The following is a 22,871-nucleotide window of genomic DNA, read 5'->3' as shown; positions in this document are numbered from 1 at the left end:
GAGAAAATCTGATGTGCGGAATCGTGGGGTTGCATCTGCGCAACCCCGAGCTCTACCCCCGGCTCGGTGAGCTGCTCACCGGGATGCTGTGTGAGATGGGGGAGCGCGGCTCGGACTCAGCCGGGGTGGCGGTCTACGGCGACCCCACGTGGTCGCCGGCCGGACACAGTACGGTGTCGCTGCTCGAAGTCGATGCGGCCGAGGCGGATTCGCTGGCCGAGACACTCACCCACGCATTGGCGGTCCCGGTGACGGTGCTGCCGCTGGCGGACACCCTGGTGGTGCACGCGTCGGTGAGCACCGACGCGCTGCTCGCGGCGTGCAAGGCCGCTGTCCCGACCGCGCTGGTCGCCGGCTTCGGCCAGGATGTCGCCGTGCTCAAGGGCGTCGGGCATCCGCGCGAACTCGCACAGCGCTACGGCCTGGCGCAGGCACAGGGCTGGCAGGGCGTCGGGCACACCCGGATGGCCACCGAGTCGGCCGTCAACGCCGCGGGATGTCATCCGTACGCCGTGGGCCCGGATCAATGCCTGGTGCACAACGGTTCCTTCGCCAACCACGCCACCATCCGGCGCGAACTGCGCGCCGACGGTGTGCAGTTCGACAGCGAGAACGACACCGAGGTGGGTGCCCGCTACGTCGCACACCAGCTGGCCTCCGGCGCCGACGTCGAATTGGCGCTGAAGAAGTTGTGCGCTGAGTTCGACGGCTTCTACACACTTCTGGTGTCCAATTCCGATTCCTTTGCGGTGGTGCGCGACGCGATCGCCTGCAAGCCCGCCGTCGTCGCCGAAACCGACGACTGGGTGGCCATGGCGTCGGAGTACCGCGCCCTGGTCGGGTTACCCGGCATCGATCAGGCGCATCTGTTCGAACCCGAACCCGAGGTGGTGTACGCATGGAGTCGCTGACTTCCGAAACGATCTTCGACATCGCGCAGACCAGCGTGCGAGATGTCAACGCCGCCTTGCACGACGACGGTGTGGAGGGCTCGTTCGCGATACTGAACCCCGCCGGCGCGCACAACCTGGCCGTGGGAATCGACGCTCCCATCCAGGTACGGGTGGCCGGCCACGTCGGCTACTACGCGGCGGGCATGAACAAACATGCCGACGTCACCATCGAGGGCAATGCCGGAGTGGGCGTCGCCGAGAACATGATGAGCGGCACCGTCGTCGTCAGAGGCAACGCCTCACAGTCGGCGGGCGCCACGGCCCACGGTGGCCTGCTGGTCATCGAGGGTGACGCCGCGGCTCGCTGCGGTATCTCGATGAAGGGCGTCAACATCGTCGTCGGTGGCAACGCCGGGCACATGAGCGCCTTCATGGCCCAGAGCGGCACCCTGGTGATCCGCGGCGATGTCGGTGACGCGCTGGGTGATTCGCTCTACGAGGCGCGCATCTACGTCCGCGGCGACGTCGCCTCGCTGGGCGCGGACTGCGTGGCCAAGACCATGAACGAGGACCATCACGCCGAGTTGGCCGCCCTGCTGAAAGAAGCCGGGTTCGACGACGACACCAGCACGTACACCCGGTACGGGTCGGCCCGTTCGCTGTATCACTTCCACTCCGACAACACGTACTGATAACCCGTACCGACCTCTCGAGGAGAACCACCGGCATGAGTCATGACGCCCGCGTGCAACGCGGTCTGCGCGAATCCGCCACGTTCGATCGCGCCACCATCGCCGACATCCAGCGGGCCGCCGCCACCGGTGTCTACGACATCCGTGGGTGGGGCGCCAAGCGGCGGTTGCCGCATCTCGACGACCTGGCCTTCCTGGGCGCCAGCATGTCCCGCTACCCGCTGGAAGGGTACCGGGAACGCTGCGACACCGATGTGGTGCTCGGCAGCCGGCATGCCAAACACCCTCTGCACCTGAGCATTCCGGTCACCATCGCGGGAATGAGCTTCGGCTCGTTGTCCGCGAACGCCAAGGAGGCCCTGGGCCGTGGCGCCAGCGAGGCGGGCACCTCCACCACCACCGGTGACGGCGGCATGACGCCGGAAGAGCGCGGGCAGAGCAAGAACCTGGTGTACCAGTACCTGCCCAGCCGGTACGGGATGAACCCGGACGACCTGCGCAAGGCCGACGCCATCGAGATCGTGCTCGGACAGGGCGCCAAGCCCGGTGGCGGCGGAATGCTGTTGGGGCAGAAGATCACCGAGCGCGTGGCGAAGATGCGCGATCTGCCGGAAGGCATCGATCAGCGCAGCGCCTGCCGGCATCCCGACTGGACCGGACCCGATGACCTGACCATCAAGATCGCCGAACTCCGGGAGCTCACCGACTGGGAGAAGCCCATCTACGTCAAGATGGGCGCCTCCCGGACGTACTACGACGTCAAGCTGGCCGTACACGCCGGCGCCGATGTCGTCGTCGTCGACGGGATGCAGGGCGGTACCGCCGCCACGCAGGACGTGTTCATCGAGCACGTCGGCATCCCGACACTGGCGGCCATTCCGCAGGCCGTACAAGCTCTGCAGGAACTGGGCGTCCACCGTGAGGTGCAGTTGATCGTCTCCGGTGGCATCCGCAGCGGCGCCGACGTGGCCAAGGCGCTGGCGCTGGGTGCCGACGCGGTGGCCATCGGCACCGCAGCACTGATCGCGTTGGGCGACAACGACCCCCGCTACAACGACGAGTACGAGGCGCTGGGAAGTGCGGCCGGCTACTACGACGACTTCCAGGACGGCCGGGACCCCGCGGGCATCACCACCCAGGACCCGGAACTGTCCGCACGGCTCGATCCCGTCGAGGCCGGCCGCCGGTTGGCCAACTACCTGCGGGTGATCACCATGGAGGCGCAGACCATCGCCCGCGCCTGCGGGAAATCGCATGTGCAACATCTCGAACCGGAGGATCTGGTGGCGCTGACCATCGAAGCCGCCGCCATGGCGCGTATCCCGCTGGCCGGCACGAACTGGATTCCCGGTCATGCCTGAGGTCATCATCATCGGCGGTGGGCTCGAAGGCGCCGCCACCGCGTGGGCGCTGGCGCGCCGCGGGGTCACCGACGTCCTGGTTCTGGAGCGCTCGACCGTCGGTTCCGGTATGACGGGTAAGTCCAGCGGCATCGTGCGCTGCCACTACGGCGTCAGCTCGCTGGCTGCGATGAGCCAGTACGGGCTGGAGGTCTTCGAGGCCGCCGACGAATATTTCGGCCAGCCCATCGGATTCCACAGCACGGGCTACGTCGTGGGCGTGGGCGAGGGTGACGTCGACGCCCTCGACGCCAACCTGGCCGCGCAGCGTGCGGTCGGAGTGCAGACCGAGCGGATCGATCATGCGCAGGTCGCCGAACTGTGGCCCACGGCGTATCTCGATGACTTCGCCGGCTTCGCCTATGAACCGCGTGGCGGCTACGGCGACGCCTATATGACCGCGCAGGCGTTCGCCGTCACCGCCCGCGCGGCGGGGGTCAAGATCCGCCAGAGCGCGCCCGTCGCCGAGGTGGTGGTCGACGGCGACCGCGTGCGCGGCGTCCGGTTGCGCGACGGCGAGTTCATCGCCTGCGGCACCATGGTGCTGGCCACCGGTGCGTGGTCGTCGTCGTTTCTGGCCGCACTGGACATCGACCTGCCGATCACGGTGGTGCGTGAGCAGATCGTGATGCTCAAGCCGCCGGCCGATGCGGGTGATGTCACCACGCTGCCGGTGTTCTCGGATCTGGTGTCGCTGCAGTACGTCCGCCCCGATGTGGGCGGTGAGATCCTGTTCGGCAACAGCGATCTGGCGACCGTCGAAACCGCTGACCCCGATGCCTACAGCAACCGGGCCGACAGTGACTTCCTGGAGAGCATCGTCGAGAAGCTGTCGCACCGGTTTCCGGGCCTGGCCGACGGCGCCGTCGCGTCGACCTACGCCGGATGCTACGACGTCACACCGGACTTCAACCCGGTGATGTCTCGTACTCCGATCGACGGGCTGGTGCTGGCCGTCGGTTTCAGCGGCCACGGGTTCAAGATCGCACCCGCGGTGGGGCGTCTGGTGGCCGACCTGGTGGTCGACGGAGTGAGCAGCGACCCGCGGATCCCGGAATCGGATTTCCGCCTGTCGCGGTTCGCCGAGGGGCAGAAGCTGACCAGCCCGCACCCGTATTCGGGAGCCGGACAGCTGCGCTAGTCGGGGTCACGGGTGGAGGCCCAGGTGGTGGCGCATGGCCGTCGCGGCCTCGCCGACCTGGGCGAGTTGCTCGGGTGTGAAGGCATCGACGAACACTTCTTTGATCGCCTTGAGGTGGGGCACGGTGCTGGCGCGGAATGCGCGCGCGCCCTCGTCGGTGAGGACGACGCGTGCGCCGCGGGCGTCCTCCGCACAGGGTTCGCGGCGTACCAGGCCTCGCTTTTCCATGCGGCCGAGTTGGCCGGACAGGCGGCTACGTTCCCACTCGATGTGTGCGGCGAGTTCCGATGACCGCAATGTCTGCCCGGTCGCCTCGGTGAGCGCGAGAAGTACCCGGTAATCCCCGCTCGACAGGTGGGAGTCCTGGTGCAGCCGGGCCTCGATGCGCGCGCGGACGATCTCGAAAGTCTCGATGTGTGCCCGCCAGACGGCGAGTTCTTCCTTCGTGGGCAGTCGTCGACCCGTCGCAGCGTCCATCAGGCCTCCCGAGTAGTTGACATATGAATCATGCCGGGCATGATTCATATGTCAACTATTTACACGTCAACTACATGTGGCGGAGGACGGCACGAGATGGACGTTTCGCAGATCGAGTTCGGTATCGACAGCTTCGGCGACCGGCCCCGCGACGACACGGGGCAGGTCATGTCGCAGGCGCAGGCGATCCGCGCGGCGGTCAGCGAGGCGATCCTGGCCGACCAGATCGGCATCGATGTGGTGGCGCTGGGCGAGCACCACCGGCCGGAATACGCGATCTCGAGCCCGGAAACGGTGTTGGCGGGAATCGCCACCGCCACAAAGCGCATTCGGCTCGCCTCGGGGGTGACGGTACTGTCCTCCGACGACCCGGTGCGCGTGTTCCAACGTTTCGCCACCGTCGATGCGTTGTCCAACGGCCGGGCCGACGTGATCCTCGGGCGAGGCTCCTTCACCGAGTCGTTCCCACTGTTCGGGTACGACCTCGCCGACTACGACGTGCTCTTCGAGGAGAAGATCGACCTGTTCCACCGCCTCCTGGACGAGAAACCGGTGACGTGGGAGGGCACCACCCGGGCCGCGCTGCGCGACGCGGACGTGTACCCGAAGACAGAATCCGGGCGTCTCAAAACCTATGTGGGAGTTGGTGGTTCACCGCAGTCGGTGGTTCGCACCGCCCAGTACGGGTTCCGGCTCATGCTCGCCATCATCGGCGGTGCGCCTGATCGCTTCGTCCCCTACATCGACCTGTACCGGCGGGCGTGTCAGGAACTCGGCACCACCGCATACCCGGTGGGGATGCACTCGCCCGGCTTCGTGGCCGCCACGGACGACGAAGCCGAGGAGCTGTTCTACCCCGGGTACCGGGAGATCCGCGACCGGATCGGCGCGCTGCGCGGCTGGCCGCCGATCACCCGGCAGGAGTTCGACTCCGAGGTGAAACACGGCTCGCTGTACGTCGGTTCGGTCGAGACGGTCGCCACCAAGATCGCCCGCGCCATCCGGGTGCTGGATGTGGGCCGGTTCGACATGATCTATTCGTCCGCGGGGACCGTCTCGGCCAGTGCGCGGCTGCGTTCGGTCGAGCTCTACGGCAGCCAGGTCATTCCCCGGGTCCGCGAGCTCCTGGCCGAGCAGTCCGAGCGGCTCCGAGAGGGGCGAAGCGCATGAGCCACCACCCGACCCCACGTGTGCGCGCCTCCGCTGTCGCCGCCGCTGACGCCCGCGACGGTCGTCGTGCGCGCAAGCAGGCACCGCGCCGGGCCGCGGCGCTCTGGGATGCGGGCGCCCGTCAGATGAGTGCCCTCGACCGGCTGCGCGCCCAAGAGGCCGTGCGCGACCCCGCGCTCCTGCCGTTGCGGTACGCACGGATGGCGTCCTCACCATGGACCTACCTGCGCGGCGCCGCCGCGGTGATGGCGGCCGATCTTGCTGCGGCGCCGCACTCGGGGTTGACGGTGCAGATGTGCGGTGACGCGCACATTCTGAATTTCGGGCTCTGGGCCTCTCCGGAGCGCCAACTCCTCTTTGACGCCCGTGATTTCGACGAGACCCTTCCCGGGCCTTTCGAGTGGGATCTGAAGCGGCTCGTCACCAGCATCTACGTGCTGGCGGACGCCGAACGGCTGCCGGCCGGATGCGGCGAGGATTCCGCGTCCTCGGCGATCGAGGGTTACTGCACCTCGATGCGTCGCTACGCCCAGATGGGAGAGCTGGACATCTGGTACGACCGGATCACTGCCGACGTACCGCTGAAGGGTCTGGCCTCGGAGTTCGCCGCAGCTGCGTGCCGAGACATCGAAAAGCAGTCACGCAAGCGCACCCACCATGGGGTGGCTCGGCAGCTCGTCTCCGAGGAGAACGGTCAACGCCGCATCAGTCTGGATCCGATGAAGCGTATCGACGAGGGGATGAGCCACGAGGAGCGGGTGCGTGCCTACGAGCAGGTCTACGACACCTACCTCGCCTCGATCCCAGCGCACTTGCGTCGACTCGTCGAGCGGTTCCGACGTGTCGATTCCGTGCGGCAGATCGTGGGCGTGGGCAGCGTCGGGATGCGGGTCTGGCTGCACCTGCTGGAAGGCGACAGCGGCAGGCAACCGGTGTTCTCACAAGCGAAGCAGGCCACCGCATCGGTCTACGAAGAGTTCCTCGGGCCCAGTGAATTCGAGAATCACGGTGAAAGGGTGGTCGTCGGGCAACGCCTCATGCAGACGGCCAGCGACATCTTCCTCGGCCATATGCGCGTCGACGGGAACGACTACTACGTGCGCCAGTTCCGGGACATGAAGGTCATCCCCGATGGGAAGCAGATCTCCGGCTATCTGCCCCAGTTCGCCGCCGCGTGCGGGCACGCCCTGGCGAAGTCGCACGCCCGCAGCGGGCACCCCGATGCGATTGCCGGGTACATCGGCAAGGGGGAGGCGTTCGCCGACGGTATCCGCCGGTATGCCCGCGCCTACGCCGAGCAGACGCGCGCTGATCACGCCGATCTGCGCACCGCGATCGCAAACAGGGAACTCGAGGCCGCCGAACAAGGGTGGTAGCGCTGCGCACGGTAGCGTCTCCTGACATGACCGATGATCCACTGCTGCGAAACCGGGCGGGTAGCGCGGGGGAGCGCGTCCCGTCGGAGCCGCTCCTGGGCGCCGGGCTCGAAGGCGCGATCGCCCGCAACGTCCGGGCGCTGCGAACCCAGAGTGGTCTGTCGGTGTCGGAGATGGCCGACCGCGTGGGCATCTCCAAGGCCATGATGTCGAAGATCGAGAACGCCCAGACCTCCTGCAGCCTGGCCACTTTGGCGCGGCTGGCGGCGGGTCTGGACGTTCCGGTCACGTCGTTGTTCCGTGGGGTGGACGCCGAGCGCGCGGCGGTGTTCACCGCGGCCGGCACCGGACCGCAGATCGCCCGCAACGGCACGCAGGTGGGCCATCACTACGAGCTGCTCGGCGCGTTGCGCGGCCAGCACAAGCGGCTGGAGTCGCTGCTGGTGACGCTGACCACCGAAAGCGAGACCTATCCGCTGTTCCAGCATCCCGGGACCGAGTTCATCTACCAACTCGAAGGGGTGATGGAGTACGGCCACGGGGCCTCGGTGTACCGGCTCGAGCCCGGCGATTCGCTGCAGTTCGACGGCGAGGGCGCGCACGGCCCCACCGCCCTGATCACCCTGCCGATCCGCTTCCTGTCCGTCATCGCCTTCCCGGACACCACCCCCTGACCCGCCGGCGCTGTACGTCCCAGCGCGCCGCCGAGATCCACAAAGGGGTCAGGGGGTTGAAACGCCCGCGAAACGGTGGAGTAACCGGGCGAGCGACGACGCCGGGCAGGCTGGGGCGGTGACCATCCGCCGCCACACGCTCGCCGGCCATACCTACACCTTCGACAACCTGGTGGAGGTGATGGCCAAAGCCTCGCCGCCGCGGTCCGGGGATCAGCTGGCCGGTTGCGCGGCCGCCACCGACGCCGAACGCGCCGCTGCCCGCTACGTCCTGGCCGACATCCCGCTCACCGACTTCCTCACCGAGGTCGTGGTGCCGTATGAGACCGACGAGGTGACCCGGCTGATCATCGACACCCACGACCGCGAGGCGTTCGCGCCGGTGGCGTCGCTGACCGTCGGAGAGCTCCGAGACTGGTTGCTGCGCATGGTGATCGACCCTGACGGGCCTGCGACGGTCACCGCGCTGGCACCGGGGCTGACGCCGGAGATGGTGGCTGCGGTCAGCAAGCTGATGCGCAACCAGGACCTGATCGCGGTGGCTCGGTTGCCGTTGGTGACAGCGGCTTTTCGGTCCACCATCGGGCTGCCGGGCCGCCTCGCGAGCCGGCTGCAACCCAACCATCCCACCGACAATCCGCAGGGTGTGGCCGCCGCGACGCTCGACGGGCTGCTGATGGGCAGCGGTGATGCCGTGATCGGGATCAATCCGGCCACCGATTCCCCGCGGGCGGTCTCCGAGCTGCTGCGTCTGCTCGATGACATCAGATCGCGTTACGACATACCCACCCAGTCGTGTGTGCTCACCCACGTCACCACCACCATCGAGCTCATCGAGCGCGGCGCACCGGTGGACCTGGTGTTCCAGTCCGTCGCCGGAACCGAAGCCACCAACAAGGGGTTCGGTATCACCATCGACCTTCTGCGCGAAGGCATGGAAGCCGGGCGCTCGCTGCAACGCGGGTCCGTGGGCGACAACGTGATGTACCTCGAAACCGGTCAGGGCTCGGCACTGTCCGCCGGCGGGCATCTCGGTGTCGAGGGCGCTGCGGTGGACCAGCAGACCCTCGAAGCCCGCGCCTACGCCGTGGCCCGGGCCGTCGAGCCCCTGCTGGTGAACACCGTGGTGGGCTTCATCGGGCCCGAATACCTCTACGACGGAAAGCAGATCATCCGCGCCGGGCTGGAGGACAACTTCTGCGGCCGGCTGCTCGGGCTGCCGATGGGCGTCGACGTCTGCTACACCAACCACGCCGAAGCCGACGGCGACGATATGGACATCCTGCTGACCTCGTTGGCGGCGGCGGGTACCGCTTTCGTCATCGCCGTGCCCGGGGCCGACGACATCATGCTCGGTTACCAGAGTCTGTCGTTCCACGACGTGCTGTACGCACGGCGAACCCTCGGGCTGCGTCCGGCGCCGGAGTTCGAGGAATGGCTTGCCGCACAGGACATGATCGGCGCCGACGGGCTGATCCGGCCGCTGGAGGCCAGCGCGTCGTCGCTGCGGGCATTGGCGGCCAGCGCATGAGCAGCACCGCCGAGCGAGGAGCGAGGGCGCGAGGGACGAGCGGCGGAGCGGATCGCGTATCCAGCACGGAACGTGCCCTGTGGGATCGGCTGCGGGCGCACACCCGCTCCCGGATCGGGCTGGGACGCGCCGGTGACGCGCTGGACACCACCGCCGTCCTCGACCTGACCGCCGCACACGCCGCGGCGCGCGACGCCGTGCACTCGGCCATCGACGCCGAGGCTTTGGCCGGCGAGCTCGCCGGACTCGGCGTGGACGAGGTTCCGGTGGTGCGCAGCCTGGCCCCGGACCGGTCGACCTATCTGCGCCGTCCCGACCTGGGCCGCCGGCCCGAAGACCTGACCGGGTTGAGCCGCTCCGGCCCCGATGTGGCGATCGTGGTGTGCGACGGGCTGTCCGCACGCGCCGTCACCGACCACGCCGTGCCCATGGTGGCCGCCCTGGTGGCGGCGCTGCCGGCGGCCACGGTGGCTGCCGTCGTGGCGACACAAGCGCGGGTGGCGCTCGGCGACCACGTGGCTTCGGCGCTGGGTGCCGACGCGGTGGTGGTGCTCATCGGGGAGCGGCCCGGGCTCTCGGTGGCCGACAGCCTGGGCGCGTACCTGACCTACCGCCCGCGCCCCGGGATGGCCGACTCCGACCGCAACTGCGTGTCCAACATCCATTCACACGGACTGGGCTACCGCCGGGCGGCGGAGATCATCGTCGCGCTGCTGGGGGGTGCGAAGGCGTTGGGCCGCTCCGGGGTGGATCTCAAAGACACCTCCGAAGACGTGCTGACCGCGGCCCAGCAGGTGGCCGAACTGCGCTGAGACCGCCGGGTTGTGTTACTGGTTGTCCATGGGAGTGACCCCGTTCGACAACCTCGATGACTACCTCGCCCTGCCGCGCGTGACGGGCCTGGCGGCCAGTGCCGACGGCACCCGGGTGGCGATCACCGTGGCAGAGCTCAACCCCAAGAAGACGGAATTCCGTACGGCGCTGTGGGAACTGGACCCCGCCGGCACGGCGCCGGCGCGGCGGCTGACCCGCGGGGTCAAAGGTGAATCGGCGCCGGCCTTCACCTGTGACAACGACCTGCTGTTCGTCGCGGTGCGGGCCGAGGAAGACGACGACACGCCGCCGGCCGCGCTGTGGCGACTCCCCGTCGGCGGCGGTGAGGCCGACCGACTGCTGCAGCTGCCCGGCGGCGTCGATGCGGTGCGCACGGCCCGCGCGGCGCACCGCACCGTCGTCACGGCGGCGTTGTTACCGTCGGCCGCCGACCTGGACGACGAACGACGTCTGCGTGCACTGCGCAAGGATTCGAAGGTGAGTGCGATCCTGCACACCGGCTACCCCGTCCGGCACTGGGACGCCGACCTCGGGCCGCAGGAACCCCATCTTCTCGATGCCGACGACTCCCGCGACCTCACACCGCTGCCGGGAAATGCCCTGCGGGACAGCAGCTTCGACATCAGTCCCGACGGCACCTTCATCGTGGCGACGTGGCGGGTGCCCGGCCCGGGCGCTTCGCTGCGCAGTGTCCTGGTGCGCATCGACGTTGCCACCGGTGACCGCAGCATCATCGCCGACGACGCCGGAGCCGACCTCGAGTCGCCGGTCATCTCACCGGACGGCACGCAGGTGGCCTTCACCAGGGAGACCGTCTCCACGCCCCACGAGGCTCCCCGAATCACGCTGTGCCGCATGCTTTTCGACGGCGACATCGAGGCCGTCGCGCCGGACTGGGATCGCTGGCCCGTCACGGTCGCCTGGGCGGCGGACAGTTCGGCGCTCATCGTGGTCGCCGACGACCACGGCCGCAGTCCCGTCTTCCGGGTAGGCCTCGACGGCCACGTGCACCGGCTGACCTCCGACGACTTCGCCTACACCAATGTGGTGGCCACCGCGGCCGGTGTCTTCGCGCTGCGCAGTGGGTACGCCGCCCCGCCCCACCCGGTCCGCATCGACGGCGACGGCACCGTCACCGTGCTTGCCGGCGTGGACCTGCCTGCCCTACCGGGCGAGCTGACCGAGATCGACGCCACCACCGAGGACGGCCGCACCGTGCGCTCCTGGCTGGTGCTCCCGGACTCGTCGGGCCCGGCCCCGCTGCTGCTGTGGATTCACGGTGGTCCGCTGGGCAGTTGGAACGCGTGGTCGTGGCGGTGGAACCCGTGGCTGCTCGCGGCCCGGGGATACGCGGTGTTGCTCCCGGACCCGGCGCTGTCCACCGGCTACGGCCAGGACTTCATCCAACGGGGATGGGGTGCCTGGGGCGGCCCGCCGTTCACGGATCTGATGGCCGCCACCGATGCGGCCTGCGCAGACCCCCGGATCGATGCCTCGCGGACCGCGGCCATGGGTGGCTCGTTCGGGGGTTACATGGCCAACTGGGCGGCCGGCCACACCGACCGGTTCGCCGCGATCGTCACGCACGCCAGCCTGTGGGCCCTGGATCAGTTCGGCGCCACCACCGACTCGTCGTACTACTGGCTGCGGGAGATGACGCCGGCGATGGCCGCCGCGAACTCCCCGCACCGATTCGTCGACCGGATCACCACCCCGATGTTGGTGATCCACGGCGACAAGGACTACCGCGTGCCGATCGGGGAGGCGCTGCGGCTGTGGTTCGAACTGCTCACCGCTTCCGGCCTGCCCGCCGATGAGCACGGCCAATCGCCGCACCGGTTCCTGTACTTCCCGTCGGAGAACCACTGGGTGCTCTCGCCGCAGCACGCCAAGCTCTGGTACCAGGTGGTGATCGCGTTCCTGGCCGAACACGTACTGGGGGAGCCGGTGGAGTTGCCGGACACATTGGGTTGACAACCCCGGCGAGCGCACGCCGTTGTACGCGACACGCCGCAGATTTTTGTACGGACACGCGCGCTCGCCGAGGTAAGCAACCGACCGGTAGGTTGGGATCATGACCGCAGCGGAGCGCGAATTCGACATCGTGGTGTACGGGGCGACCGGGTTCGTCGGAAAACTCACCGCTCTCTACCTGGCCAAGGCGGGCGGCGACGCGCGGATCGCGCTCGCCGGGCGCTCCCCGGACAAACTCCTGGCAGTGCGCGAATCGCTGGGTCCCGATGCGCAGACCTGGCCACTGATCACCGCCGATGCGTCACAGCCGTCGACCCTCAACGCGATGGCCGCCCGCACCCGGGTGGTCATCACCACGGTGGGGCCCTACACCAAGTACGGGCTCCCGCTCGTCGCGGCCTGCGCGGCGGCCGGTACCGACTACGCCGACCTGACCGGCGAGACGATGTTCATCCGCGACAGCATCGACCACTATCACAAGGAAGCCGCCGACACCGGTGCCCGGATCGTGCACTCCTGCGGATTCGATTCTGTCCCCTCGGATCTCAACGTCTACGCGCTGTACAAGCAGGCGCAGGCCGACGGCGCCGGGGAGCTGCTCGACACCACCTTGGTGGTGCGGCGCTTCGCCGGCGGACTGTCCGGTGGCACCATCGCCTCCATGCTCGAGGTGATGCGCACCTCCAGCGCCGACCCGGCCAAGCGCACGGCGATGGCCGACCCGTACACACTGACCACCGACCGTGCCGCCGAACCCGAGCTCGGTCCCCAAGCCGACATCGGGTGGCGCAAAGGGGCGCAGATCGCTCCGGAGCTGTCCGCCATCTGGACCGGCGCCTTCGTGATGGGTCCGCCCAACGCCCGGATCGTGCGACGCAGTAATGCCCTGCTGGAATGGGCGTACGGCAAGAGATTCCAGTACAGCGAGAGCATGAGCATGGGGTCCTCGCCGCTGGCGCCCGTCGCCGCCGCCGTCGGTACGGCCACCAATGCGGCAGTGCTGGCCCTGGGCAGCCGCTACTTCGACAAACTGCCCGGCCGGCTGATCGAACGCATTGTCCCGGCGCCGGGCACCGGTCCCAGCGAGAGCACCCGCGAACGCGGGCACTACACCGTCGAGACCTACACCACCACCACGGCGGGGGCGCGCTACCGCACCACCATGTCCCAGCTCGGCGACCCCGGGTACAAAGCCACCGCCGTGCTGCTCGGGGAGTGCGGGCTTGCGTTGGCACTGCATCGCGACACCTTGTCGGATCTGCGTGGCGTGCTGACCCCGGCCGCCGCCATGGGCGACGCGTTGCTGGACCTGTTGCCCGCCGCCGAGGGCGTGACGCTGGAGACGACCCGGCTGAACTGAGAGCAGCTCTGCCGAACCGGTCCGATGACCGCGCGCGCCGACTAACGTCCGCACCAGTGGCCCACCCCCCAGCGCAGAAGGCGGAACGTCATGGCCGGACTCGATGATCTCTACAACCAGATCCCCGTCGCCGAGATCGCCGACAGGCTCGGCGCCGACCAGGGGGAGGTCACCACGGCGGTCAGAGCGCTGGTTCCGACGCTCGTGGGCAGTCTGCAACACAACGCCAACGACGACGCCACCGCCAGCCAGATCCAGTCCGCGGCGCAACAGCACGCCGCGGCAGGGCTGCTCGACGGCGGCGTGCGTGTCGACGACGTCGACCAGGCCGACGGCGACAAGATCGTCGCGAAGATCTTCGGCGGCAACAACAGCTCGAACGTCAGCGGGCAGCTGGCCTCTGCGTTGGCGCCCGCCGGGGCGGGCAGCAGCGATCTGATCCAGAGACTGCTGCCCATCCTGGCGCCCATCGTGCTGGCCTATATCGGCAAACAATTCTCCGGCGGCGGTTCCTCCGGTGGCATCGGCGACATCCTGGGCAGCGTCCTGGGCGGCGGTCGTGCTCCCGGTGGTCAGGCCGACAACCCGCTGGGCGGGATTCTCGGCGAGGTGCTCGGCGGCGGCAAGGGCGGCGGCGGACTCGGCGATCTTCTGGGCGGGCTCCTGGGTGGGAAGAGGTAGATAGAGACAGGACCGGCCACTGTGAGCGGGGGGTCCGCCCGTTGTCCGGCCCGACGCACCACGCTCTGCACCCGCGGCGCTGCAGGCATGCCCGGCTCCCTAGAATTGACCGGTGACTGCCAGCTCCCATGCCGATGCCGCTGCCTCCCGGGCCCAAGACCTACCCAAGTCCTGGGATCCCTCAGCGGTGGAAAGCGAGTTGTACGAGGGCTGGGTCAAGGCCGGTTACTTCACCGCCGACCCGTCCAGCGACAAGCCGCCCTACTCCATCGTGCTGCCACCGCCCAACGTCACCGGCAGCCTGCACATGGGCCATGCCCTGGACCACACCATCATGGACGCGCTGACCCGCCGTCGCCGGATGCAGGGCTATGAGGTGCTGTGGCTGCCCGGCATGGACCACGCGGGTATCGCCACCCAGAGCGTGGTGGAAAAGCAGCTCGCCGTCGACGGCAAGACCAAAGAGGACTTCGGTCGCGAACTGTTCATCGACAAGGTGTGGGACTGGAAGCACGACTCCGGCGGCACCATCGGCGGCCAGATGCGCAGCCTCGGCGACGGGGTGGACTGGAGCCGCGACCGGTTCACCATGGACGAGGGCCTGTCCCGCGCCGTGCGCACCATCTTCAAACGGCTCTACGACGCCGGCCTGATCTACCAGGCCGAGCGGCTGGTGAACTGGTCGCCGGTGCTGCAGACCGCCATCAGCGATCTCGAGGTCAAATACGAAGACGTCGACGGTGAACTGGTGTCGTTCCGCTACGGCTCCATGAACGACGACGAACCGCACATCGTGGTGGCCACCACCCGGATGGAGACCATGCTCGGTGACACCGCGGTAGCGGTGCACCCCGACGACGACCGCTACCGCGCGCTGGTGGGCCAGACCCTGCCGCACCCGTTCCTGGACCGGCAGATCCTGATTGTCGCCGACGCGCATGTGGACCCCGAATTCGGTACCGGCGCAGTCAAAGTCACTCCTGCCCACGATCCGAACGACTTCGAGATCGGTATGCGCCACAGCCTGCCGATGCCGACGATGATGGACAAGACCGGCCGCATCGCCGACACCGGCACGCAGTTCGACGGAATGGACCGCTTCGAAGCGCGGGTGGCCGTGCGCGAGGCGCTGGCCGAGCAGGGTCGCATCGTCGCCGAGAAGCGCCCCTACCAACACAGCGTCGGGCATTCCGAGCGCAGCGGCGAGCCCATCGAACCGCGGCTGAGCCTGCAGTGGTGGGTCAAGGTCGAGTCGCTGGCCAAAGCCTCCGGTGATGCGGTCCGCAACGGCGACACCGTGATTCACCCGGCCAGCTTGGAACCGCGATGGTTCGCCTGGGTGGACAACATGCACGACTGGTGCATCTCGCGGCAGCTGTGGTGGGGGCACCGCATCCCGATCTGGCACGGACCCGACGGCCAGAAGGTGTGCCTCGGTCCCGACGAGACCCCGCCCGAGGGCTGGGAGCAGGACCCCGACGTGCTGGACACCTGGTTCTCCTCGGCGTTGTGGCCGTTCTCCACCATGGGCTGGCCGGACCGCACCCCGGAGCTCGAGAAGTTCTACCCCACCTCGGTTTTGGTCACCGGCTACGACATCCTGTTCTTCTGGGTGGCGCGCATGATGATGTTCGGCACGTTCGTCGCCGGCGATGAGGCCATCCCCGCGAACTCGGTGCCGTTCGAGAATGTCTTCTTGCACGGCCTGATCCGCGACGAGTTCGGCCGCAAGATGAGCAAGTCCAAGGGCAACGGCATCGACCCGCTGGACTGGGTGCAGATGTTCGGCGCGGACGCGCTGCGCTTCACGCTGGCCCGCGGCGCCAGCCCCGGTGGCGACCTGTCCATCGGTGAGGACCACGCGCGCGCGTCGCGCAACTTCGCCACCAAGGTGTTCAACGCGACCCGCTTCGCCTTGATGAACGGTGCCGAACCGGCACCCCTGCCGGACGCCTCGGCACTCACCGACGCCGACAAGTGGATCCTGGGACGCCTCGAAGAGGTTCGTGCCGAAGCGGATTCGGCCTTCGAGAGCTACGAGTTCAGCCGGGCGTGTGAAGCGCTGTACCACTTCGCCTGGGACGAATTCTGTGACTGGTATGTCGAGCTGGCCAAAGTGCAACTGGGGCAGGGACTTTCCCACACGACGGCCGTGCTGGCCGCGGTGCTCGACACCCTGCTCAAGTTGCTGCACCCGGTGATGCCGTTCGTCACCGAGACGCTGTGGAAGGCGCTCACCGGAGGTGAGTCGCTGGTGATCGCCGAGTGGCCGCAGCCGTCGGGCGTGGTGCTGGATCAGGCTGCCGCCGGGAGGGTTGCCGACCTGCAGAAACTGGTCACCGAGGTGCGCCGGTTCCGCAGCGACCAGGGTCTGGCGGACCGGCAGCGGGTGCCCGCGCGGCTGTCCGGAATCGACGGGGCCGGCCTCGGTGAGCACATCGGTGCCACCACGTCGCTGGCCTGGCTGACCGAGCCGGCCGAGGGCTTCACCCCGTCGGCCTCGATCGAGGTTCGCCTCGCCGGGGGCACCGTCCAGGTCGAGCTCGACACGTCCGGCACCGTGGACGTCGCGGCCGAGCGCCGGCGTCTGGAGAAGGATCTGGCCGCCGCGCAGAAGGAACTGGCGGGCACCACCGCAAAACTGGGCAACGAGGCGTTCCTGGCCAAAGCGCCCGAAGCCGTCGTCGCCAAGATCCGGGACCGGCAGCAACTCGCGGGCGAAGAGGTGGACCGGATCACCGCACGCCTGGCCGGATTGGTATGAGCGAGAACGACTTTCCCACTGAGGACCCTGGTTTCCCGGATGATGTGGACGCCATCACCCCGGAGGCCATCATCGAGCCGAGCCCCGATGAGGTGGCCGCGCTGCTGCAGGTCGAGCATCTGCTCGACCAGCGGTGGCCGGAGACCAAGATCGAGCCCAGCACGGCGCGCATCGCGGCGCTGATGGAACTGCTCGGCTCGCCGCAGCGGAACTACCCGAGCATCCACATCGCCGGCACCAACGGCAAGACGTCGGTGGCGCGGATGATCGACGCGCTCATCACCGCCCTGCATCAACGCACCGGCCGCACCACCAGCCCGCACCTGCAGTCGGCCGTCGAACGGATCTCCCTCGACGGCAAGCCGATCAGCCCGGCCAAGTATGTCGAGACCTACCGGGAGATCGAGCCTTTCGTCGAACTCGTCGACCAGCAGTCGCATGCGGCGGGTGGGCCGTCGATGAGCAAGTTCGAGGTCGTCACCGCCATGGCGTTCGCGGCGTTCGCCGACGCGCCGGTGGACGTGGCGATCATCGAGGTCGGGCTCGGCGGCCGGTGGGACGCCACCAACATCGTCGATGCACCCGTCGCGGTGATCACCCCCATCGGGATGGACCACATGGACTATCTCGGCAACGACATCGCCACCATCGCGGGGGAGAAGGCCGGCATCATCCGCAAGGTCGAGGCCGACGAGGTACTGCCCGAGGGCGTGGACCCGAGCATGGTGGCCATCGTCGCCCAGCAGGTACCCGAAGCCATGGAGGTGATTCTGGCGCAAGCAGTTCAAGCCGATGCTGCGGTGGCGCGCGAGGGTTCGGAGTTCGCGCTGCTGTCCCGTCAGGTGGCCATCGGGGGACAACTGCTGGAACTGCAGGGTCTCGGCGGTGTCTACCCCGAGGTGTTCCTGCCGCTTCACGGTGAACACCAGGCCCACAACGCCGTCGTCGCACTGGCCGCGGTCGAGGCGTTCTTCGGTGCGGGGGCATCGCGCCAGCTCGACATCGACGCGGTGCGAGCCGGTTTTGCGGCCGTCTCGAGCCCGGGCCGGCTCGAGCGGTTGCGCAATGCGCCGACCGTGTTCATCGACGCCGCGCACAACCCGGCCGGCGCGGCGGCGCTGGCCCGCACCCTGGCCGAGGAGTTCGACTTCCGCTTCCTTGTCGGTGTCATCTCGGTGATGGCCGACAAGGACGTGCCCGGGATCCTGGAAGCGCTCGAGCCGGTGTTCGATCAGCTGGTGGTCACCCACAACGGGTCTTCGCGGGCACTGGAGATCGACGCGTTGGCCCTGCTGGCCGAGGAACGTTTCGGTGCCGACCGGGTGATCACCGCGGCCACGCTCGTCGATGCCGTGGAGACGGCCACCGCCCTGGTCGAGGAAGCCGGCGAGGAGGGCGGGGTGTCCGGTAATGGAATCGTCATCACCGGCTCGGTGGTCACCGCGGGCGCGGCGCGCACGCTGTTCGGTAAGGACCCGCAGTGACCGACAAACCCCAGCCGACGCCGCCGGATCCCTGGAAGAGCTTCCGCGGCGTGATGGCGGGCACGCTGATCCTGGAAGCCATCGTGGTGCTGTTGGCTTTGCCGGTGGTGAGCGCTGTGGGCGGTGGACTCAACGCGTTCTCGATGACCTATCTGGTGGGCTTCGCGCTGTTCCTGGTGCTGTTGTCGGGTATGCAGGGCAGGCCCTGGGCCATCTGGGTGAACACGGGTGTGCAACTGCTGCTGATCGCCGGTTGGGTGGTCTATCCCGGCGTGGGATTCGTCGGCCTGGTCTTCGCGATCGTGTGGGGCCTGATCGTCTATCTGCGGGCCGAGGTGCTGCGCCGTCAGCGCCGCGGACTGCTACCCGGCCAGCAGCGCACATCGGACTGAAACTGGCCTCTGACCAGGCGATACTGTGATTTGGCTTCCGTTCGGTACGCTGTGCGCCGTGACTGAGCGGACTTTGGCCCTGATCAAGCCCGATGGCGTCGAGCGGCAACTGATCGGAGAGATCATCAGCCGGATCGAGCGGAAGGGCCTGTCGATCGCAGCGTTGGAGTTGAAGAACGTCAGCGACGAGCTGGCCCGCGCTCACTACGCCGAGCACGAAGACAAGCCGTTCTTCGGCTCGCTGCTGGAATTCATCACCTCCGGACCTGTGGTCGCCGCGGTTCTCGAAGGCCCGCGGGCCATTGCTGCGTTCCGTCAGCTGGCCGGTGGCACCGATCCGGTGGAGAAGGCCACCCCGGGCACCATCCGCGGTGACCTGGGTCTGGAAACCCAGTTCAACCTGGTGCACGGGTCGGATTCCCCGGAGTCCGCGGAGCGCGAGATCGCGCTCTGGTTCCCCTCGAACTGACCCGGGTCGAAGGCCGACCGACCCCAGTCTGGTCGGATCCACTACTCGGGTATGGGATACTGGGTGCGGGTGTGCGTCGTCAGACCGGCGGCAATCACCCGGATGAAGACTTAGACGTGCGCGACCACCGCTATCCGCGATGCGGCGCCGACCGTCCCAGCCATCATTCAACCCAGGCACCGGGTGGGTTCGCTGAGCTTGTACACAACGAGCCGCCCGGGGCGAGACCACAACAAGTTCGGTGAAGCCAGCCGAGCCCATAGCCGAAGTCCTCGCGCGGCCGCGTCGCATCGACGCGCCCGGGGGCTTGAAGGAGAGTACGTGGACGACGATGCCAAAATCCAAGACCACACTGACAGCAGCACCGCTGCCAACAGCGACGGCGGGAACAGCACGCCGGCGGCACCGCCGGATCTCCCCGAACGCCTGAGAGTCCACTCGCTGGCCCGAGTTCTCGGCACCACCAGCAGGCGCGTTCTGGAGGCGCTGGCCGACCTCGACGGGCGCTCCCGCAGCGCGCACTCGAGCGTCGACCGCACCGACGCGGTGAAGGTGCGCGATGTGCTGGCTGCGGCGGCTGCAGAGAGCGCACCCGCGCCAGAGCCGGTTGCCGCGCCGCCGGCACCGGTGGTCGCCGAACCCGAGACAGCTGAGCCGGTGGCCGCCGAACCCGAAGAGGCGCCGGTCGCCGAAGAGCCCGCTGACGTCCCGGTGGTCGAGGTCCAGGTCGCAGAGGCCGAGGTCCACGTGGCCGAAGCCGACGACCCCGGCATCGATCCCGCAGCCGCACCTGACGGAGAACCCGAGTCGCGACTGCTCATCGAGTTGCCGCCCCCGGCGCCGGAGCCCAGCGATGACACCCCGGTGGCGGACTATCTGCCTCTGTTCGTCGCCCCCCAGCCGGTGCAGGAACGCCCCGCCGGCCGGCGCGAGGAGCGCGACACTTCCGACGACATCGACGACGTCGAGGACAGTGACGACGGCGACGACACCGACGACGAGCAGGCCGAGAAACCGGCCAACCGCCGGCGCCGGCGAGGACGGCGCGGCCGTGGCCGCGGCCGGGGCGGCGAATCCGGCGCCGACGGCGAGGACGACGGCCCCGACGACACCGTCACCGACGACAAGACCGACAAAGACAAGGCCGAGCCCTCCGACGAGGACGAGTCCTCCGAGGACGAAGGCGACGACGACGAAGGCGGCGCCGGCGAGGCGTCCAGCCGCCGGCGGCGCAGGCGGCGCAGGCGCAAGTCGGGCACCGGCGACGACGGCGAGCCCGTCTCACCCGATGACCCCCCGAACACCGTCGTCCACGAGCGCGCCCCGCGCAGCAAGGCCGAGAAGGCTGACAAGTCCAACGAGATCCAGGGCATCAGCGGGTCCACCCGGCTCGAGGCCAAACGGCAGCGCCGCCGCGACGGGCGTGACGCCGGCCGTCGCCGGCCCCCGATCCTTTCCGAAGCCGAGTTCCTCGCGCGGCGCGAAGCCGTCGAGCGCGTCATGGTGGTTCGCGACAAAGTGCGTGTCGAACCGCCGCACGCCGGAGCCCGCTACACCCAGATCGCGGTTCTCGAAGACGGAGTGGTCGTCGAGCACTTCGTCACTTCGGCGGCATCTGCCTCCCTGGTCGGCAACATCTACCTCGGCATCGTGCAGAACGTGCTGCCCTCGATGGAAGCCGCGTTCGTCGACATCGGCCGCGGCCGCAACGGGGTGCTGTACGCCGGTGAAGTCAACTGGGAGGCCGCCGGACTCGGCGGTGCCCAACGCAAGATCGAGCAGGCCCTCAAACCGGGTGACTACGTGGTGGTCCAGGTCAGCAAGGACCCCGTGGGACACAAAGGTGCCCGGCTGACCACGCAGGTCTCGCTGGCCGGCCGCTATCTGGTCTACGTGCCCGGGGCGTCGTCGACCGGGATCAGCCGCAAGCTGCCCGACACCGAACGCCAGCGGCTCAAGGAGATCCTGCGCGAGGTGGTGCCCGCCGACGCCGGCGTCATCATCCGGACCGCCTCCGAGGGCGTCAAAGAAGAGGACATCCGCGGCGACGTCACCCGCCTGCAGGAACGCTGGAACCAGATCGACGCCAAGGCCGCCGAGACCAAGAAGAAGGCCGCCGGTGCCGCGGTGGCGCTCTACGAGGAACCCGACGTCCTGGTCAAGGTGATCCGCGACCTGTTCAACGAGGACTTCTCCGGGCTGATCGTCTCCGGTGACAACGCGTGGAAGACCATCAACGACTACGTCGAATCGGTGGCCCCTGAACTCGTCGCCAAGCTGACCAAATACGACGCGGCCGACAATGGCGGCCCCGATGTCTTCGCCGTGCACCGCATCGACGAGCAGCTCACCAAGGCGATGGACCGCAAGGTATGGCTGCCGTCGGGCGGAACCCTGGTGATCGACCGCACCGAGGCCATGACCGTCGTCGACGTCAACACCGGCAAGTTCACCGGCGCCGGGGGCAACCTCGAGCAGACCGTCACGAAGAACAACCTCGAGGCCGCCGAGGAGATCGTGCGGCAGCTGCGGTTGCGCGATATCGGCGGCATCGTGGTGATCGACTTCATCGACATGGTGCTCGAGTCCAACCGTGATCTGGTGTTGCGCCGCCTCACCGAAGCCCTGGCCCGTGACCGTACCCGGCACCAGGTTTCCGAGGTCACCTCGCTGGGTCTGGTGCAATTGACCCGGAAGAAGCTCGGTACCGGCCTGATCGAAGCGTTCTCCACCTCCTGCCCGCATTGCGGGGGCCGGGGCATCGTGCTGCACGCCGACCCGGTCGACTCGGCAGCGCCTGCGCCCGCCCGCAAGGCCGAGGCCGGTGGCGGGAACAGGCGCAGCAAGCGTTCCGGCAAGAAGGGCAAAGCGGACGAGCCGATCGTCGAGGCGCCGGTGGCGCGGGTTCCCGCGCACGCTCACGGCGATCATCCGATGTTCAAGGCGATGGCTGCCGCCAACGGCAAGCACGAAGACGATGACGCCGACGACACCGAGTCGAGCGAGGACACCTTCGACGAGGAGAAGGTGCACGACGCGGTCGGCGAGGAGCAGACCGAGGAGCGGGTGTCCGAGGATGACCTCGACGACGACTTCGACGAATCCGATTCCGAGGACTCCGACGACGAGGACTCTGACGACGAGGACTCTGACGACGAGGACATCGAGCTCGACGAGGACGACGAGGCGGATGTCGACGACGAGGACATCGATCTCGAGGACGACGAGGAAGACGAAGACTCGGACGAGGAAGACTCGGACGAGGACGACTCGGATGACGACGAAGACTCGGATGACGACGACTCGGACGAAGACTCCGATGACGACGAAGACTCGGATGACGACGACGAGGACGAGTCCGACGAGGATGACTCGGAGGAGGACGAACCCGAACCCGTTGTCGAGGTGATCGAGCCCACCAGGCCGCGTCGTCGCCGCGCTGCGGCACGTCCGGCCGGGCCCCCGACCGCCTGAGGTTTGCGGGAGCGGCGCAGGCGGTTTGACCCGTAACGCGCTGCTCACGTAACCTTGAGCAGTTGTCACGAGACTGACGTCCGTG

At 68.3% G+C, this 22,871-nt stretch carries 18 protein-coding genes; 17 read left to right on the top strand and 1 reads right to left on the bottom strand.

Annotated features, from left to right (window positions below; all coding sequences use genetic code 11):
• The first annotated feature begins 11 nt into the window (after window positions 1-11).
• Genes NL241_RS24330 through NL241_RS24315 form a run of 4 tightly spaced genes read left to right on the top strand, consistent with a single transcriptional unit; the run spans window position 12 to window position 4,126 of the window.
• Window positions 12-911 carry a class II glutamine amidotransferase domain-containing protein gene (locus NL241_RS24330; RefSeq protein WP_487686860.1) on the top strand — a complete coding sequence of 300 codons (900 nt, stop codon included), beginning with the start codon at window positions 12-14 and terminating at the stop codon, window positions 909-911.
• Window positions 899-1,585, top strand: a complete 687-nt coding sequence (locus tag NL241_RS24325; protein WP_494395279.1) for a protein glxC — start codon at window positions 899-901, stop codon at window positions 1,583-1,585. The genes NL241_RS24330 and NL241_RS24325 overlap by 13 nt, the downstream gene beginning before the upstream one ends.
• Before the next feature lie 35 nt (window positions 1,586-1,620).
• Window positions 1,621-2,946, top strand: a complete 1,326-nt coding sequence (locus NL241_RS24320; RefSeq protein ID WP_487686866.1) for an FMN-binding glutamate synthase family protein — start codon at window positions 1,621-1,623, stop codon at window positions 2,944-2,946.
• Window positions 2,939-4,126, top strand: a complete 1,188-nt coding sequence (locus NL241_RS24315) for an NAD(P)/FAD-dependent oxidoreductase (RefSeq protein ID WP_494395278.1) — start codon at window positions 2,939-2,941, stop codon at window positions 4,124-4,126. The genes NL241_RS24320 and NL241_RS24315 overlap by 8 nt, the downstream gene beginning before the upstream one ends.
• 6 nt (window positions 4,127-4,132) lie before the next feature.
• Here the strand turns inward: NL241_RS24315 and NL241_RS24310 are convergent, their stop codons facing one another.
• Entirely contained in the window at window positions 4,133-4,603 is a 471-nt protein-coding gene (locus tag NL241_RS24310) for a MarR family winged helix-turn-helix transcriptional regulator (RefSeq protein WP_494395277.1), read from the bottom strand.
• Window positions 4,604-4,699: 96 nt separating this feature from the next.
• Here NL241_RS24310 and NL241_RS24305 point away from each other — a divergent pair, with 96 nt between their 5' ends.
• The 13 genes from NL241_RS24305 (at window position 4,700) to rne (ending at window position 22,786) form a co-directional block, all read left to right on the top strand.
• Complete coding sequence (locus tag NL241_RS24305; protein WP_487686874.1) at window positions 4,700-5,773, top strand: LLM class flavin-dependent oxidoreductase; 1,074 nt, start codon at window positions 4,700-4,702, stop codon at window positions 5,771-5,773.
• A complete protein-coding gene (locus NL241_RS24300) occupies window positions 5,770-7,149 on the top strand; it encodes a DUF2252 domain-containing protein (protein WP_487686876.1) in 1,380 nt (459 codons plus the stop codon). The genes NL241_RS24305 and NL241_RS24300 overlap by 4 nt, the downstream gene beginning before the upstream one ends.
• Window positions 7,150-7,175: 26 nt before the next feature.
• Complete coding sequence (locus tag NL241_RS24295) at window positions 7,176-7,823, top strand: helix-turn-helix domain-containing protein (RefSeq protein ID WP_487686879.1); 648 nt, start codon at window positions 7,176-7,178, stop codon at window positions 7,821-7,823.
• Window positions 7,824-7,941: 118 nt separating this feature from the next.
• Window positions 7,942-9,354 carry an ethanolamine ammonia-lyase subunit EutB gene (locus NL241_RS24290; RefSeq protein WP_494395276.1) on the top strand — a complete coding sequence of 471 codons (1,413 nt, stop codon included), beginning with the start codon at window positions 7,942-7,944 and terminating at the stop codon, window positions 9,352-9,354.
• Window positions 9,351-10,166: an ethanolamine ammonia-lyase subunit EutC gene (gene eutC / locus NL241_RS24285; RefSeq protein ID WP_494395275.1), complete on the top strand. Its 816-nt coding sequence runs from the start codon at window positions 9,351-9,353 to the stop codon at window positions 10,164-10,166. Before NL241_RS24290 ends, eutC begins: the two co-directional genes overlap by 4 nt.
• Window positions 10,167-10,194: 28 nt before the next feature.
• Complete coding sequence (locus tag NL241_RS24280) at window positions 10,195-12,162, top strand: S9 family peptidase (RefSeq protein ID WP_494395274.1); 1,968 nt, start codon at window positions 10,195-10,197, stop codon at window positions 12,160-12,162.
• 100 nt (window positions 12,163-12,262) lie between these two features.
• The gene (locus NL241_RS24275; protein ID WP_494395273.1) at window positions 12,263-13,522 is read left to right on the top strand and encodes a saccharopine dehydrogenase family protein; all 1,260 of its coding nucleotides are present in this window, start codon (window positions 12,263-12,265) and stop codon (window positions 13,520-13,522) included.
• 90 nt (window positions 13,523-13,612) lie between these two features.
• Entirely contained in the window at window positions 13,613-14,203 is a 591-nt protein-coding gene (locus tag NL241_RS24270; RefSeq protein WP_494395272.1) for a DUF937 domain-containing protein, read from the top strand.
• A 112-nt stretch (window positions 14,204-14,315) separates the two neighbouring features.
• Complete coding sequence (locus tag NL241_RS24265; protein ID WP_487686896.1) at window positions 14,316-16,967, top strand: valine--tRNA ligase; 2,652 nt, start codon at window positions 14,316-14,318, stop codon at window positions 16,965-16,967.
• A gap of 68 nt (window positions 16,968-17,035) precedes the next feature.
• Complete coding sequence (gene folC, locus NL241_RS24260; protein WP_494398380.1) at window positions 17,036-18,451, top strand: bifunctional tetrahydrofolate synthase/dihydrofolate synthase; 1,416 nt, start codon at window positions 17,036-17,038, stop codon at window positions 18,449-18,451.
• Window positions 18,452-18,504: 53 nt separating this feature from the next.
• Window positions 18,505-18,843, top strand: coding sequence for a DUF4233 domain-containing protein (locus NL241_RS24255; RefSeq protein WP_487688074.1), 339 nt, complete (start codon window positions 18,505-18,507; stop codon window positions 18,841-18,843).
• Window positions 18,844-18,901: 58 nt separating this feature from the next.
• Window positions 18,902-19,312, top strand: a complete 411-nt coding sequence (gene ndk / locus NL241_RS24250; RefSeq protein WP_487686899.1) for a nucleoside-diphosphate kinase — start codon at window positions 18,902-18,904, stop codon at window positions 19,310-19,312.
• Window positions 19,313-19,651: 339 nt separating this feature from the next.
• Window positions 19,652-22,786 (top strand): ribonuclease E, encoded by a 3,135-nt coding sequence (rne, locus tag NL241_RS24245; protein ID WP_494398379.1) that lies wholly within the window; start codon window positions 19,652-19,654, stop codon window positions 22,784-22,786.
• Window positions 22,787-22,871 lie beyond the last annotated feature (85 nt).

This window comes from Mycolicibacterium sp. SMGY-1XX, assembly GCF_059132455.1.
Note: the sequence above shows the minus strand (reverse complement) of the source record. Positions and strands in the feature narration are given on the sequence as shown.